The organism is Duganella sp. Dugasp78, from assembly GCF_059491455.1.
Genome location: NZ_CP168506.1, coordinates 24,616 through 39,423, shown reverse-complemented (window position 1 = coordinate 39,423; position 14,808 = coordinate 24,616). Strand labels below are relative to the sequence as shown.

At 63.9% G+C, this 14,808-nt stretch carries 11 protein-coding genes; 9 read left to right on the top strand and 2 right to left on the bottom strand.

Annotation, left to right across the window (positions count from 1 at the left end; genetic code table 11):
• The first annotated feature begins 86 nt into the window (after nucleotides 1-86).
• From prpF to ACEN9O_RS00160, 5 genes are all read left to right on the top strand, one after another.
• Nucleotides 87-1,277, top strand: a complete 1,191-nt coding sequence (gene prpF, locus ACEN9O_RS00180; protein ID WP_495615661.1) for a 2-methylaconitate cis-trans isomerase PrpF — start codon at nucleotides 87-89, stop codon at nucleotides 1,275-1,277.
• 26 nt (nucleotides 1,278-1,303) lie between these two features.
• Nucleotides 1,304-3,205 carry a propionate--CoA ligase gene (locus ACEN9O_RS00175; RefSeq protein WP_495615660.1) on the top strand — a complete coding sequence of 634 codons (1,902 nt, stop codon included), beginning with the start codon at nucleotides 1,304-1,306 and terminating at the stop codon, nucleotides 3,203-3,205.
• A gap of 66 nt (nucleotides 3,206-3,271) precedes the next feature.
• Nucleotides 3,272-3,580: a DUF485 domain-containing protein gene (locus tag ACEN9O_RS00170; RefSeq protein WP_495615659.1), complete on the top strand. Its 309-nt coding sequence runs from the start codon at nucleotides 3,272-3,274 to the stop codon at nucleotides 3,578-3,580.
• Entirely contained in the window at nucleotides 3,577-5,250 is a 1,674-nt protein-coding gene (locus tag ACEN9O_RS00165) for a cation acetate symporter (protein WP_495615658.1), read from the top strand. Before ACEN9O_RS00170 ends, ACEN9O_RS00165 begins: the two co-directional genes overlap by 4 nt.
• A gap of 177 nt (nucleotides 5,251-5,427) precedes the next feature.
• A complete protein-coding gene (locus ACEN9O_RS00160) occupies nucleotides 5,428-9,069 on the top strand; it encodes a sensor domain-containing protein (RefSeq protein WP_495615657.1) in 3,642 nt (1,213 codons plus the stop codon).
• Here ACEN9O_RS00160 and xth read toward each other — a convergent pair.
• Complete coding sequence (gene xth / locus ACEN9O_RS00155) at nucleotides 9,066-9,830, bottom strand: exodeoxyribonuclease III (RefSeq protein WP_495615656.1); 765 nt, start codon at nucleotides 9,828-9,830, stop codon at nucleotides 9,066-9,068. The genes ACEN9O_RS00160 and xth overlap by 4 nt on opposite strands.
• A 416-nt stretch (nucleotides 9,831-10,246) precedes the next feature.
• On the opposite strand from xth, the gene ACEN9O_RS00150 reads away from it, so the two are divergent.
• The 4 genes from ACEN9O_RS00150 (at nucleotide 10,247) to ACEN9O_RS00135 (ending at nucleotide 13,222) form a co-directional block, all read left to right on the top strand.
• Complete coding sequence (locus ACEN9O_RS00150; protein WP_495615655.1) at nucleotides 10,247-10,654, top strand: phiTE_015 family protein; 408 nt, start codon at nucleotides 10,247-10,249, stop codon at nucleotides 10,652-10,654.
• 5 nt (nucleotides 10,655-10,659) lie between these two features.
• Complete coding sequence (locus ACEN9O_RS00145; protein ID WP_161085309.1) at nucleotides 10,660-10,848, top strand: DUF1653 domain-containing protein; 189 nt, start codon at nucleotides 10,660-10,662, stop codon at nucleotides 10,846-10,848.
• 60 nt (nucleotides 10,849-10,908) lie between these two features.
• Entirely contained in the window at nucleotides 10,909-11,352 is a 444-nt protein-coding gene (locus ACEN9O_RS00140; protein ID WP_495615654.1) for a hypothetical protein, read from the top strand.
• A 157-nt stretch (nucleotides 11,353-11,509) separates the two neighbouring features.
• Nucleotides 11,510-13,222: a methyl-accepting chemotaxis protein gene (locus tag ACEN9O_RS00135; protein ID WP_495615653.1), complete on the top strand. Its 1,713-nt coding sequence runs from the start codon at nucleotides 11,510-11,512 to the stop codon at nucleotides 13,220-13,222.
• 6 nt (nucleotides 13,223-13,228) lie between these two features.
• On the opposite strand, the gene ACEN9O_RS00130 is transcribed toward ACEN9O_RS00135, so the two are convergent.
• Nucleotides 13,229-14,722 (bottom strand): leucyl aminopeptidase, encoded by a 1,494-nt coding sequence (locus tag ACEN9O_RS00130; protein WP_495615652.1) that lies wholly within the window; start codon nucleotides 14,720-14,722, stop codon nucleotides 13,229-13,231.
• Between the last annotated feature and the right edge of the window lie 86 nt (nucleotides 14,723-14,808).

Below are 14,808 nucleotides of genomic sequence, written 5' to 3'. Positions count from 1 at the left end.
AGCGGGAATCCGCACATTGCTTGGATTCCCTCCATACTCAGCATGGACTCCCGCTTTCGCGGGAGTGACGGTAACGGATGAATGTCATGACACATAAACCGCAAATCAAGATCCCCGCCACGTATATGCGTGGCGGCACCAGCAAGGGTGTGTTCTTCCGCCTGCATGACCTGCCGGCAGCAGCACAACAGCCGGGCGCCGCGCGCGACGCCTTGCTGCTGCGCGTGATCGGCAGCCCTGACCCATACGGCAAGCAGATCGACGGCATGGGCGGCGCCACCTCCAGCACCAGCAAATCGGTGATCCTGGCCAAGAGCAGCAAGCCGGATCACGACGTCGACTACCTGTTCGGCCAGGTCTCCATCGACAAGGCCTTCGTCGACTGGAGCGGCAACTGCGGCAACCTGTCCGCCGCCGTCGGTGCCTTCGCCATCAGCGGCGGCCTGGTGGACGCAGACCGCGTCCCGCGCGACGGCGTGGCCGTGGTGCGAGTGTGGCAGGCCAATATCGGCAAGACCATCATCGCCCACGTGCCGATGACCAATGGCGAAGTACAGGAGACCGGCGACTTTGAACTCGACGGCGTGACCTTCCCGGCTGCCGAAGTCCGGCTGGAATTCATGGACCCGGCGGCGGAGGAAGAGGGCGCAGGCGGTTCCATGTTCCCCACCGGCCAACTGGTCGACGAACTGGAAGTGCCAGGCGTCGGCACCATGAAGGCGACCATGATCAACGCCGGCATCCCGACCATCTTCGTCAACGCGGAAGATATCGGCTACCTCGGCACTGAGCTCCAGGACGCGATCAACAGCGATCCCAAGGCGCTGGCACGCTTCGAGCTGATACGTGCGCACGGTGCGCTGCGCATGGGGCTCATCAAGCATATCGACGATGCGGCCACGCGCCAGCACACGCCCAAGGTGGCCTTCGTCGCCAAGCCGGCGCCGTACACGTCCTCCAGCGGCAAGCAGGTCGCCGCCACGGATGTCGATCTGCTGGTACGCGCCATGTCGATGGGTAAGCTGCATCACGCGATGATGGGCACTGCGGCTGTGGCCATCGGCACCGCCGCGGCGATCCCTGGCACGCTGGTGAACCTGGCGGCGGGCGGCGGCGCGCGCGATGCGGTGCGCTTCGGCCACCCATCCGGCACGCTGCGGGTCGGCGCGGAAGCGACGCAGCAGAACGGCGAATGGAGCGTGACCAAGGCGGTCATGAGCCGTAGCGCCCGCGTGCTGATGGAAGGTTGGGTACGGGTTCCCGGCGACACGTTCTAAGCTGAATACACGATAACGGAGGAGACATGAAATACGCTGATTTTTATCAGCGCTCTATCGCCACGCCTGAACAATTCTGGCAGGACGAATCAGCGCTCATCGACTGGAACGCCCCGTGCACCAAGGTGCTGGATTATTCCCACCCTCCGTTCGCCAGGTGGTTCGTCGGCGGACAGACTAACCTTTGCCACAATGCCGTGGACCGCTGGTGTGCCAGCCAGGGCGACCAGCCCGCGCTGATCGCCATTTCCACCGAAACCAATACGGAGCGCAGCTACTCCTTCAACGAACTGCGCACCGAAGTCGAACGCTGCGCCGCGATGATGCAGGCGCTGGGCGTCGGCCGTGGCGATCGCGTGCTGATCTACATGCCGATGATCGCCGAGGCGGCGTTCGCGATGCTGGCCTGCGCCCGCATCGGCGCGATCCACTCGGTGGTGTTCGGCGGCTTTGCCGCCAACAGCCTGGCCAGCCGCATCGATGACGCCAGGCCGGTGCTGATCGTCTCCGCCGATGCGGGCTCGCGCAACGGCAAGGCGATCCCTTATAAGCACCTGCTGGACGAAGCGATCTCGCTGTCGTCCGCCAAGCCGGCCAAGGTGCTGCTGGTGAATCGCAACCTGGCGCCGATGGACCTGGTGCCAGGCCGCGACGAGGACTGGGCCAGCCTGCGCGCCGCCCACATGGATGCGCGCGTGCCGGTGACCTGGCTGGAATCGAACGAGCCGTCCTACATCCTCTACACCTCCGGTACCACCGGCAAGCCGAAGGGTGTGCAGCGCGACGTCGGCGGCTACGCGGTGGCGCTGGCGTCGTCGATGAAGTACAACTTCTGCGGCAAGGCCGGCGAGACCTTCTTCGCCACCTCCGACATCGGCTGGGTGGTCGGCCATTCCTACATCGTCTACGGCCCGCTGATCGCCGGCATGGCGACCATCATGTACGAAGGCCTGCCGGTCTGCCCGGACGCGGGCATCTGGTGGAGCATCGTCGAGAAGTACAAGGTCACGCGCATGTTCTCCGCACCGACGGCGATCCGCGTGCTGCGCAAGCAGCCGCCGGAGTTCATGCGCAAGTACGACCTGTCGTCGCTGCGCGCGCTGTACCTGGCCGGCGAACCGCTGGACGAGACCACATCGCAATGGATACACGGCGAGTTGGGCGTGCCCATCATCGACAACTACTGGCAGACCGAAACCGGCTGGCCCATCCTGTCGATCGCCAAGGGCGTCGAGGACATGCCGACGCGCCTGGGCAGCCCCGGCGTGGCGATGTACGGCTACAAGGTCAAGCTGCTCAACGAATCGACCGGCGAAGAATGCGCCGCCAACGAGAAGGGCGTGGTGGTGATCGACGGCCCGCTGCCACCGGGCTGCATGCAGACCGTGTACGGCGACGACCAGCGCTTCGTCGATACCTACTGGTCCACCTTCGACGGCCAGCAGGTCTACTCGACCTTCGACTGGGGCGTGCGCGACGCCGATGGCTACTACTTCATCCTCGGCCGCACGGACGATGTGATCAACGTCGCCGGCCATCGCCTCGGCACGCGCGAGATCGAGGAATCCATCTCCAGCCACGCCAACGTTTCCGAGGTGGCGGTGGTGGGCGTGGAGGACAAGCTCAAAGGCCAAGTGGCGGTTGCCTTCGTCATCGTCAAGGACGCGACACGCACCGCCAGCGAGGAGGGGCGCGCGGAGCAGGAGCGCGAGATTCTTGGCGTGGTCGATCACCAGCTGGGCGCCGTCGCCAGGCCATCGCGCGTGTACTTCGTGCCGCAGTTGCCGAAGACGCGTTCCGGAAAACTGCTGCGCCGCTCGATCCAGGCCATCTGCGAAGGCCGCAACCCCGGCGACCTCACGGCGATCGAAGATCCAGCTTCGCTCCAGCAGATACAAGGTGTCCTGCAAGCGGGTGTGGCGAAATAGTCTGCGCGTAAGGGGCCGGTAAGTCTCGCTGTTTATTGTGGTGACAAACAACACAGGAGACAAACCATGCATGACGATCTGGTTCAAAAAATAAAGCGGGACCCCAACTACCATCAACTGGTGAGGGCCCGCTCCCGTTTCGGCTGGGCGCTGACGGCGGTAATGATGCTGGTTTATTACGGCTACATCCTGCTGATTGCTTTCGACAAGGAGCTGCTGGCGTCGAAAACCGGTGCCGGCGTCATGACGTGGGGGATGCCGCTCGGCCTGTTCGTGATCGTGTTCACGGTGCTGGTCACCGGCGTCTATGTACGCCGCGCCAACCAGCGCTTCGATGCGTTGACGCAGGCGATCCACGACCGGGTGCAAGCATGAACGCCGCCAAACCCATGCTGCGCGGGCTTGCCGCGCTGGCGCTGCTGGGCGCCAGCGGCGCGGTGCTGGCGGCCGGCGCCGATCTGGGCCAGGCGGTGAAGCAGCCGGTTAACTGGACCGCGATCACCATGTTCGGCGCGTTCGTCATCTTCACGCTGTTCGTGACCAAGTGGGCGGCTGCCAAGACCAAGTCGGCATCCGACTTCTACACCGCCGGCGGCGGCATCACCGGCTTCCAGAACGGCCTGGCCATCGCCGGTGACTACATGTCGGCGGCGTCCTTCCTCGGCATTTCCGCCGCGGTCTTCCTCAACGGTTACGATGGCCTGATCTACGCCATCGGCTTCCTGGTGGGCTGGCCGGTGATCACCTTCCTGATGGCCGAGCGCCTGCGCAACCTGGGCCGCTTTACCTTTGCCGACGTTGCCGCCTACCGCTTCAAGCAGGCGCCGATCCGCATCTTCTCCGCCTCCGGCACGCTGGTGGTGGTGGCCTTCTACCTGATTGCGCAGATGGTCGGCGCGGGGCAGTTGATCAAGCTGCTGTTCGGCCTTGAATACTGGATCGCGGTGGTGCTGGTTGGTTCGCTGATGATGATCTACGTGCTGTTCGGCGGCATGACCGCCACCACCTGGGTGCAGATCATCAAGGCGGTGATGCTGCTCGGCGGCGCCACCTTCATGGCCTTCGTGGTGATGGCGCAGTTTAACTTCAGCCCGGAGGCGCTGTTCGCCAAGTCGGTCGAAGTCCATGCCAAGAAGGACGCCATCATGGGGCCGGGCACCTTCATCAAGGATCCGGTGTCGGCGATCTCGTTCGGCATGGCGCTGATGTTCGGCACCGCCGGCCTGCCGCACATCCTGATGCGCTTCTTCACCGTGCCGAGCGCGAAGGAAGCGCGCAAGTCGGTGTTCTGGGCCACCAGCTGGATCGCTTACTTCTATGTGCTGACCTTCATCATCGGCTTCGGCGCCATCGTTTTGGTGAGCACCAATCCCGAGTTCAAGGACGCCGCCGGCAAACTGCTGGGCGGGAACAACATGGCGGCGATCCACCTGGCCAAGGCGGTGGGCGGCAATGTCTTCCTGGGCTTTATCTCGGCGGTGGCCTTCGCCACCATCCTGGCGGTGGTGGCCGGCCTGACGCTGTCCGGCGCCTCGGCGGTGTCGCACGACCTGTACGCCACCGTCATCAAGAAGGGCAAGGCCAGCAGCGCCAAGGAGCTGTATGTGTCGCGCCTGACCACCGTCGCGCTGGGCGTGGTCGCCGTGGTGCTGGGCATCGTGTTCGAAAAGCAGAACATCGCGTTCATGGTGTCGCTGGCGTTCGCCATCGCCGCATCGGCCAACTTCCCGGCGCTGTTCATGTCGGTGCTGTGGAAGGACTGCACCACGCGCGGTGCCACCATCGGCGGCTTTGTGGGCCTGATCACCGCGGTGGTGCTGACGGTGGTGTCGAAATCGGTGTGGGTCGATGTGCTTGGCCACGCCGACGCGCTGTTCCCTTACGCCTCGCCGGCCATCTTCTCGATTCCGGCCGCCTTCCTCAGCATCTGGCTGTTCTCGTTGCTGGACCAGAGCGCGCGTGCGCGCATCGACCGCGCCGGCTATGAGGCGCAAGAGATGCGCTCCGAGACCGGCATCGGCGCCGCCGGCGCCAGCGCCCACTGATATAATTGACAAGTGGTCAGATAACGACAATGCCCGGCTCTCCGGGCATTGTCGTTTTTAAGGGTGCCGCGCGGCGCCCGCGATGGCTAATGCGCCCAATGTGGTTTATGATCTGCCAACTATGCTGCCGGGAAGTAACGGGCGAGGCGGCGGCTTTCTTGGGTGCCTTTGGTGTACATGAATCGAGTTTCGACCAATCCGGATTTCGTCGCAGACGCGCTGGCGCTGATCGGCGTCCCCGCGTGCGCTTATGGCGCCGATGGCGTGGTGCTGGCCGCCAATCAGGAGCTGGTGGACTTGCTGGGTTTCGATCCTGGCGCAAGGCCGCTGGCCGACCTGTTCGCGCGCCATGTGCGCGGCGCCAGCGTCAAGGCGCTCGAGGCGGCGCTGGAGGCGGCCAACGCGGGCCAGCGCTGGGACAGCTGCCTGACCTGCGCCAACGGCCGATACCTGTCGGTGCAGGCATGGTGCAAGCCGCTGCCGGCCGCTTCGGCGGTGCGCGGCGCCACCGTCGTATTCCACGACATCAGCGCGGTGGAGCGCGATCAGCGCGCGCTGCGCAAGACGCTGCTGGAGCAGCAGGCCATCCTGGAGAATGCGGCCGTCGGCATCCTGTTCACCAAGGACGGGGTTATCCAGGAGTGCAATATCCGCTGCGCCGAAATGCTGGGCTACAGCCGCCAGGAGCTGGAGGGCATGGCCAGCGTGACTGTCTATCCGAGCGAGGCGGACTTCCTCGACCTGGGCCGCAAGGCCAGCCCGCCGCTGTCGCAGGGCCTGTCCTTCATGCAGGAGGCGCAGTTGCGGCGCAAGGACGGCTCGCTGTTCTGGGCCCGCCTGTTCGGCCGCGCCATCGATCCTATCCAGACCGCCGAAGGCACGGTGTGGATCATGGAAGACATCAACGAGCACCGCATCGACGAAGAGAAGCTGCGCCGCGCGCTGCTGGAGATGCAGGCCATCATGGACAGCGCGCCGTTGGCGATCGGCTTCCAGCGCGATAACCGCATCCTGCGCTACAACCACCGCTTCGCCGAATTCTTCGGCTTCAGCGACGATGGCGGCGTGGGCCAGCTGACGTCGACCCTGTATCCGTCGCAGGAAGCGTTCGAGGCGGTGGTGCGCAAGGCGCGGCCGCTGCTGGCGCGCGGCAAGCCGTACCAGGCGGAGATGGAGATGCGGCGCCAGGACGGCTCGACCTTCTGGGCGCACGCCTTCGGCTACGTGATCAATCCGGGCCGCACGCAGCAGGACACCATCTGGATCTTCGACGACCGCAGCGCGCAGAAGCGGCATGAGGAGGCGACCCGGCAGCTGCTGCTGGAGCAGAAGGCGATCCTGGACAACGCCTCGGTCGGCATCCTGTTCAGCAAGGCGCAGATCATGTTGAGCTGTAATCCGCGCATGGCGGAGATGTTCGGCTACGACATCGACGAAATGGTGGGGCAGCCGTCGGCCATGGTGTTCCCATCGCCGCAGCATTACGAGGAGTTCGGCCACGAGGCGGCGCCGCTGCTGGGGGCGGGCATGCCGTTCGAGAAGAAGGGCTACCAGTTCAGGCGCAAGGACGGCACCTTGTTCTGGTGCCGCGTGCGTGCCAAGGCGGTGGACGACGAGCATAGCGAAGGCGGCACCATCTGGATCCTGGAGGACGTGACCAGCACGCGCAGGACCCAGATGGAGGTCGAGGCCATCATGACCAACGCCTCGATGAGCATCCTGTTCACCAAGAACCGGCTGATCACGCGCTACAACCGCGGCTTTGCCGAGATGTTCCGCTACGAGGGCGATTCCGGCCTGGGCATGCCCGGCCGCGCCTTATATCCCTCACAGGAATCCTACGACAAGCTGGGCGAGCTGGCCTATCCCTTCCTCTCGGTCGGCAAGCCGTTCCAGATCGAGATGGAGTTGCGCCGCTCCGACGATACGACCTTGTGGGCGCAGGTGATCGGCTACGTCGTCAATCCCGAGGAGCCGAGCCAGGGCACGATCTGGGTGATCGAGGACCGCACCGAGCAAAAGCGCGCCGAGGAATCGCTGCGCAACGCGCTGCTGGAAAACCAGGCCATCCTGGACAGCGCGGTGCTGGGCATCTCGGTGGTGGAGCAGGGCCGCAACCTGCGCTGCAACACCAAGATGGAGGAGCTGTTCGGCTATGCGCCCGGCGAGATGAACCAGCTGAGCGTGCAGGCCTTCTACGCCGACAAGGATGCGTGGGAAGCGGCGCGCGCCGCCACCGCCGACGACTTCCACGCCGGCCGTGTGCACGCCTCCGAATACCAGCTGGTGCGCAAGGACGGCAGCACGTTCTGGGGCCGCTTGTCCGGCCGGCCGTTCGACCTGGCGCGGGCCACCGGGCGCTCGGTGTGGCTGGTGGACGACATCACCGAGCGGCGCGAGGCGGCCGAAGCGGTCAGCCGCGCGCGCGACGAGCTGGAAGTGCGGGTGCTGGAACGCACCGCCGAACTGGCCGGCGCCAACGCGCTGCTGCAGGGCGAGATCGTCGAGCGCCGCCAGGCCGAGGCGCGCGTGCACCACATGGCCTACCACGACAGCCTGACCGGCCTGCCGAACCGCGCGCTGCTGTCGGACCGACTGGACCGCGCCATGCTGGCGGCGCAGCGCTCCGAGCGCCGGCTGGCGGTGATGTTCATCGACCTTGACCGTTTCAAGACCATCAACGATTCGCTGGGCCACATGACCGGCGACCAGCTGCTGAAGGAAGTGGCCAGCCGCCTGTGCCGCGCGGTGCGCGCCAGCGACACCGTGGCCCGCCTGGGCGGCGACGAGTTCGTGGTGCTGGTGCCCGGCATCCGCTCGTCGGAAGAGGCCAGCCACGTGGCGGAGAAGATCATCGAGGCGCTGTCGGACAGCTTCCCGCTGGAAGGCCGCAACCTGCACATCACGCCGTCGATCGGCATCTGCGTGTATCCGGACGACGGCGGCGACGTCGAGACGCTGATGCGCCACGCCGACGCCGCCATGTACCACGCCAAGGCCAGCGGCAGGAACAATTACCAGTACTTCAAAGAGGCGATGAACCAGTCGGCGGCGGCGCACTTCGAGCTGGAGTCGAGCCTGCGCGGTGCGCTGGCGCAGGACGAGTTCGAGCTGCACTTCCAGCCCATCATGGACATCGGCACGCGCCGCCTGCACACGATGGAGGTGCTGCTGCGCTGGCGCCGCGGCGGACAGCTGGTGCTGCCGGACCACTTCATTCCCATCATCGAGGAGAACGGCCTGATCGTGCCGATCGGCGAGTGGGTGATACGCCAGGCCTGCGAGCAAAGCATGGCGTGGCTGCGCGCCGGCCTGGCGCCGGTGCCGCTGGCGGTGAATCTGTCGCCGCGCCAGTTCATGCACCGTGGGCTGATCGAATCGATCCGCGCCATCCTCGACGAAACCGGCATCGATCCGTCGCTGATCGAATTCGAGATCACCGAGACGGCGCTGATGCAGCACGGCGAGCAGACACTGGACATCCTGGGGCAGATCAACAACATGGGCATCCGTTTGTCGATCGACGATTTCGGCACGGGCTATTCCAGCCTGGCCTACCTGAAGCGCTTCCCTGTCAAGAAGATCAAGATCGACCGCGCCTTCATCAAGGAACTCGAAGAGAGCGCGGAAGACCGCGCCATCGTGGCGGCGATCATCGCGCTGTCGGACAGCCTGCAGCTGTCGGTGGTGGCGGAGGGGGTGGAGACGGAAGGGCAGTATGCGCTGTTGCAGCGCAATGGCTGCCAGTATGCGCAGGGTTATCTGTTCTCGCAGCCGGTGCCGCACGCGACGGCCCAGCTGCTGCTGCCGCGGCTTTAGTCCAGCGTGGCGATCACGGGAGCGTGGTCGGACGGTTGCTCCCACTTGCGCGGCACGCGGTCGATCACGCAGGCGCTGCAGCGCGCCACCAGCGCCGGCGACAGCAGGATGTGGTCGATGCGCAGGCCCTTGTTGAGGCGGAAGCCCAGCGCGCGGTAGTCCCACCAGCTGAACGATTTTTCCGGCTGCTCGAACAGGCGGTAGGAGTCGGTCAGGCCGATGTCGAGCAGGCGGGCGAGGGCGGTGCGCTCCTTGTCGGACACCAGCACCTGGCCGGCCCACGCGGCGGGATCGTGGACGTCGCGGTCTTCCGGCGCGATGTTGTAGTCGCCCAGCACCGCCAGCTGCGGATGCAGCGCGGCTTCCTCGCGGATCCAGTCGTGGAAGGACGACAGCCAGCCCAGTTTGTACTCGTATTTGTCGGAGTCGACGCTCTGGCCGTTGGGCACGTAGGCGCACACCACGCGCACGCCGTCGATGGTGGCGGCCAGGATGCGCTGCTGCGGGTCTTCGTAGCGCGGATTGTTCTTGACCACGTCGGCCAGCGGCAGCTTGGACAGGATGGCCACGCCGTTGTAGGTTTTCTGGCCGCTGTAGGCGACGTGGTAGCCGGCGGCCTCGATGGCGGCCACCGGAAACTTGTCATCCGTTAATTTTGTTTCTTGAATACAGAGGACATCGATGGGGTTCTCCTCTAGCCATTTCAAGACGTGCGTCAGCCGAACGTTGAGTGAGTTAACATTCCATGTGGCTATTTTCATCTGAGTCAGTGTCCTTGCGGGTTTGGGGGAGGCGTGAGCCTGCATACCGGAATCTTACAGCATCCTGATTTAACACATGAGGTTGCTAAGTTGACGATTTTTACTAAAAACATGGAAAAGTCTTTCGTGCGGGCACTGTCAGCGCCTAAAATGTTGCAAAATATGTGAAATCAAAAAAAAATTGCTAGGGGTGTCTCATTGTTGTCAGAATATAACGGTAAATAAAGACAAAATAAGCAAAAGAGAAATATACTGATACAAATTACGTGGAAAACTTGTGTTTCCTTCGAGCAATCAAAAATAGTGGTGTCCCGAGTGCATTTTTGTGTTGTAGGTGAACAATAAATGGTACTATACGGAAATTACTTGTGGTTTTAACAGTGAATTGCGCGTAGCGCGTTTGCAAAGGAATAAAAATGCGAGCTGCATTTGAGACATGGGCGCAGAAAGACGGTCACATCGTCCGGCGCCGGGAAGACAAACCAGAAGAGTATCTGGTTTTTGAAACGCAACGCCGTTGGGTCATCTGGCAGGCTGCGTTAGAGCACGGCAAAACGCCGGGCGGCCGCAAGACTGCCGCGCAAAAGGAAGCCGCCGCGCTGGAAAAGGCCAAGGCCGCCGTTCAACGTCCGCCGGTCATCAATTCCGACGAGGCAGCGGTGCGCAACCAGGTGCTGAACGAAGTGCTGGACGCGTTCTCCTCCCTGGGCGGCGAACGCGGCATGGACGACATCCTGAAAGTGGTGCAGGGTTTGAAGAAGAAGCAGCAGGAGCAGGCGGAAGAGCGCATTGCCGCGGCTGAGCCGGTACGGCATAACGCCTGACCCGGATGCGCTTCAGGCATTACAAAGGGGGCCTCTACGAACTGGTATGCGAGGCCACCCTGGAATCCGATCTCAGTACCATGATCGTCTATCGCGCCGCCAACGGATCCATCTGGACCCGGCCGAAAGACGTGTTTTTTGAAATCCTGGAAGTCGATGGCGTAAAAGTGCAACGCTTTACGCCTCTTGATTGACCATATAGAACCGCTCGCGGGCTGCTACACTGGTCTGACCCACTAACCCTGAGGCAGACCATGTATTACCGCCCCGTTGCAGCGGCAATGGCGCTGCTGGCCCTGATGGCCGGTTGCGCCTCGCTCACTGAATCCACCCAACAAAACGTGCTGGTGCAAACCGTGCTCGATCATCGCGAGATCGCCGGCGTCGGCTGCGTGCTGTACAACGACGTCGGCAAATGGTTCGTGACCACGCCGGCGCGCATCACCTTGCGCAAGAGCGCGGGGCCGCTGCGCATCGACTGCCAGAAAGAGGGCGCCGGCTGGGCCTATGAAAAGGTCGATTCCAAGGCGGACGCTAACCTGTGGGGCAATCTGGTGTTGACCGCGGGGGTGGGCTACTTCATCGACAAGAATACCGGCGCGGGCTACGACTATCCCACCACGCTGACCGTGGTGATGCACGCGGACGCCCAGCGCGACGGCCTGCCGCCGCCGGCGGCCGGCGTGACGCTGTATTGATCGTTCGTGCTCGCGATGTAGGATTATTCCTACGAGAATCATCCGATTCCCACAGCTGAATAAGGATATTCCTATATTTCCAATTTGCAATGCTTGTTACTATCCGTAATGCTACATTAATAAAAATTATTTAATTATTACGGATATGGGACGGTGTATGCGTTTTGCGAATATGAAAGTGGTAACCCGGCTGGGTTTGGGTTTCGGGTTGGTTGCGTTGTTGCTGGGCGTCGTGACGCTATTCGGCATCCTGCGCATGGGGCAGATGCAGGAGCGCGTGACGGATATCGTCGACGTCAACAGTGTGCAGTCCAAGCTGGTGGCGAAAATGGATTTGACGGTGACCGAGCGCGCGCTGGCGCTGCGCAACCTGATCCTGTTGCCGGAGGAGCAGCGGGAGGAGGTCCAGATCGAGCTCAAGCGTATCGTCGCGCAGAGCGAAAAGTACGAACAGGCGCAGAGCAAACTGGGCGAGATGTTCGCCACCCTGCGCGGCACCTCGCCCGAAGAGGTGGCGCTGTACCAGAAGATCCGGCAGCAGGCCCTGTTGGCCGCACCCTTCGTCGCCCAAGCCCAGGACCTGATCCTGCAAAAGAAAAACAGCGAAGCCTACCACTTGCTGCGTTTTGAATTCCGTCCGGTGCAGAAAAAATGGTGGGAGTTGCTGCGCGAGCTGGCCGCCATCGAGGAAAAGCAGAACGAGGAAGGGGCGGCCGCCATGAAGCAGGCCTACCATGAAACCCGTACGCTGATGCTGGTCATCGGCGCGCTGGCCCTGCTGTGCAGCGTGATCGCGGCGGTGCTGATCACGCGCAGCCTGGCGCGGCAACTGGGCGGCGAACCGGCTTACGCGGCCGGCATTGCCGCCCGCATCGCGGCCGGCGACTTGAGTATCGCGATCGACACCGCGCCGCACGACAGTTCCAGCCTGATGTTTGCAATGAAAACCATGCGCGACAGCCTGGCCGGCATGGTCGGCCAGGTGCACGACCGCGCCGGCGCCATCGAATCGGCCTCGGTGCAGATCGCGGCCGGCAACCTGGACCTGTCTTCCCGCACCGAGCAGCAGGCCGCCGCACTGGAGGAAACCGCATCGTCGATGGATGAACTGTCGTCCACCGTCAAGCAGAACGCCGAAAGCGCGCGCCAGGCCAACGAACTGGCCGCCTCGGCATCGGCCATCGCGCAAAAAGGCGGCAGCGTGGTGGCGCAGGTGGTGGGCACCATGGGCTCGATCAACGAATCGGCCGGCAAGATCGGCAACATCATCGGCGTGATCGACGGCATCGCCTTCCAGACCAATATCCTGGCGCTGAACGCGGCGGTGGAGGCGGCGCGCGCCGGTGAACAGGGGCGCGGCTTCGCCGTCGTCGCCACCGAGGTGCGCAACCTGGCGCAGCGCAGCGCGGCCGCGGCGCACGAAATCAAGGCCCTGATCGGCGATTCGGTGGAGAAGGTGGAAATCGGCACGCGCCTGGTCGACCAGGCCGGCGCCACGATGAGCGATATCGTCGGCAGCATCGAGCGCGTGACCCGCATCATGGAGGAGATCACCTCGGCCACGCAGGAGCAGAGCGCCGGCATCGATCAGGTCAGCCAGGCGATCATACAGATGGATGATGTGACCCAGCAAAACGCCGCGCTGGTCGAGGAAGCCAGCGCCGCCGCCGTATCGCTGCAGGATCAGGCGTCGGGACTGGTGCAGATGGTCGACGTGTTCAAGCTCGATGGCGCCCATGGCGGCGCCACCAGGTCGGCCGTGGTCCTGCCGCTGGCGCGGCGCAAGGCACCGGCCAGGATCGCGGCGCCGGCCAAGGCGCCGGTCCGCCGCCGCGCCGCTGCCGGCGCCGACGAGTGGGAAGAGTTCTAACCGTGCTTACGCGCGGCCGATCAGGAAGTTCGACAGCAGCGGCACCGGACGGCCGGTGGCGCCTTTCGCGCCGCCCGACTTCCACGCGGTGCCGGCGATGTCCAGGTGCGCCCAGGTGTACTTGCGGGTGAAGTTCTCCAGGAACGCCGCCGCCGTGCACGAGGCGCCGCCCGGCGTGCCGATGTTGGCCAGGTCGGCGAAGTTGGACTTGAGCTGCTCGTTGTACTCTTCGCCGATCGGCAGGCGCCATGCGGTGTCGCCGGCGGCTTTGCCGGCGGCCATGATCTCGTCGGCCAGCTTGTTGTGCACCTCGTCGTCGCGCGTGAACAGGCCGCTCTTGTGGTGGCCCAGGGCGACGATGCAGGCGCCGGTCAGCGTGGCGATGTCGATCACGGCGGCCGGGTTGAAGCGCTCGGCGTAGGCCAGCGCGTCGCACAGCACCAGGCGGCCTTCGGCGTCGGTGTTGAGGATCTCGATGGTCAGGCCGTTCATCGAGGTGACGATGTCGCCCGGCTTGGTGGCGCGGCCGGAAGGCATGTTCTCGCAGGCGGCGATCACGCCGATCACGTTCAGCTTCAGGTTCATCTCGCCGATGGCGCGGAAGGTGCCCAGCACCGACGCCGCCCCGCCCATGTCGTACTTCATCTCGTCCATGCCGGGACCGGCCTTGAGCGAGATGCCGCCGGTGTCAAAGGTGATGCCTTTACCGACCAGCACCACCGGCGCGTCCTTGGCCTTGCCGCCCATGTGCTTGAGGATGATGAACTTCGGCGGCTGCTCGCTGCCGTTAGTCACGGACAGGAAGCTGTTCATCTTCAGCGCTTCCAGCTGTTTGCGGTCCAGCACTTCAACTTCGAACTTGTAGTCCTTGCCCAGCTTCTTGGCGGTGTTGGCCAGGTAGGTCGGGGTGCAGATGTTGGCCGACAGGTTGCCCAGTTCCTTGGTCAGGTCCATGCCGTTGGCGATCGCCTCGGCCTGGGCCAGCGCCAGCTTGGTGGCGGCGGTGTTCGGCACGGCCAGCGCGATTTTCTTCACGCCGGTCGGCGCCGGGTCCTTCTTGCTCTTCTGGGCGTCGGTGCGGAACACGCTTTCGTGCGCGCTTTGCACCACGCAGCGGATCGCCCAATTCACGTCGCGCTCTTTCACTTCGGTCATCGGCAGTGCGATAATAGCGTCGCTCGCGCCCAGCGCGGAGAAAGCCTTCAACACCGCGGACACGCCGCTGGCGAAATTCTTCTCGCTGACGGCATCGTCGCTACCCAGGCCGACCAGCAGCACGCGTTCGGCGCTCGCGCCTTTCACGCCGCGCAGCAGCAGGGTGGTGCCGGCCTTGCCGGAGATGTCGCCGGACTTCAGCGCAGCCGTGATTTCACCGGAGCCGTCCAGCGCCTTGGCGGCCTGCGACAGCTTCTTGTTCTCAAAGACCGCGACGGCGACAACGCCGGCTTTGGCCGAAGCGATGGTGTTTTTTGTGTCGAATGCTTTTATGCTAAAGTCCATTTGATTCTCCGTGTCGTGTACGAATTGCCAGCCTGTTTGACAGGCTGTTACTTAAACTTGTGGCCCTGTGAGGCCCTTAACTACCG

What these genes read in the sequence shown, in the direction of transcription:
- prpF (WP_495615661.1), top strand. Translation starts at nt 87, where the DNA reads ATGACACATAAACCGCAAATCAAGATCCCCGCCACGTATATGCGTGGC.
- ACEN9O_RS00175 (WP_495615660.1), top strand. Translation starts at nt 1,304, where the DNA reads ATGAAATACGCTGATTTTTATCAGCGCTCTATCGCCACGCCTGAACAA.
- ACEN9O_RS00170 (WP_495615659.1), top strand. Translation starts at nt 3,272, where the DNA reads ATGCATGACGATCTGGTTCAAAAAATAAAGCGGGACCCCAACTACCAT.
- ACEN9O_RS00165 (WP_495615658.1), top strand. Translation starts at nt 3,577, where the DNA reads ATGAACGCCGCCAAACCCATGCTGCGCGGGCTTGCCGCGCTGGCGCTG.
- ACEN9O_RS00160 (WP_495615657.1), top strand. Translation starts at nt 5,428, where the DNA reads ATGAATCGAGTTTCGACCAATCCGGATTTCGTCGCAGACGCGCTGGCG.
- xth (WP_495615656.1), bottom strand. Translation starts at nt 9,830, where the DNA reads ATGAAAATAGCCACATGGAATGTTAACTCACTCAACGTTCGGCTGACG.
- ACEN9O_RS00150 (WP_495615655.1), top strand. Translation starts at nt 10,247, where the DNA reads ATGCGAGCTGCATTTGAGACATGGGCGCAGAAAGACGGTCACATCGTC.
- ACEN9O_RS00145 (WP_161085309.1), top strand. Translation starts at nt 10,660, where the DNA reads ATGCGCTTCAGGCATTACAAAGGGGGCCTCTACGAACTGGTATGCGAG.
- ACEN9O_RS00140 (WP_495615654.1), top strand. Translation starts at nt 10,909, where the DNA reads ATGTATTACCGCCCCGTTGCAGCGGCAATGGCGCTGCTGGCCCTGATG.
- ACEN9O_RS00135 (WP_495615653.1), top strand. Translation starts at nt 11,510, where the DNA reads ATGCGTTTTGCGAATATGAAAGTGGTAACCCGGCTGGGTTTGGGTTTC.
- ACEN9O_RS00130 (WP_495615652.1), bottom strand. Translation starts at nt 14,722, where the DNA reads ATGGACTTTAGCATAAAAGCATTCGACACAAAAAACACCATCGCTTCG.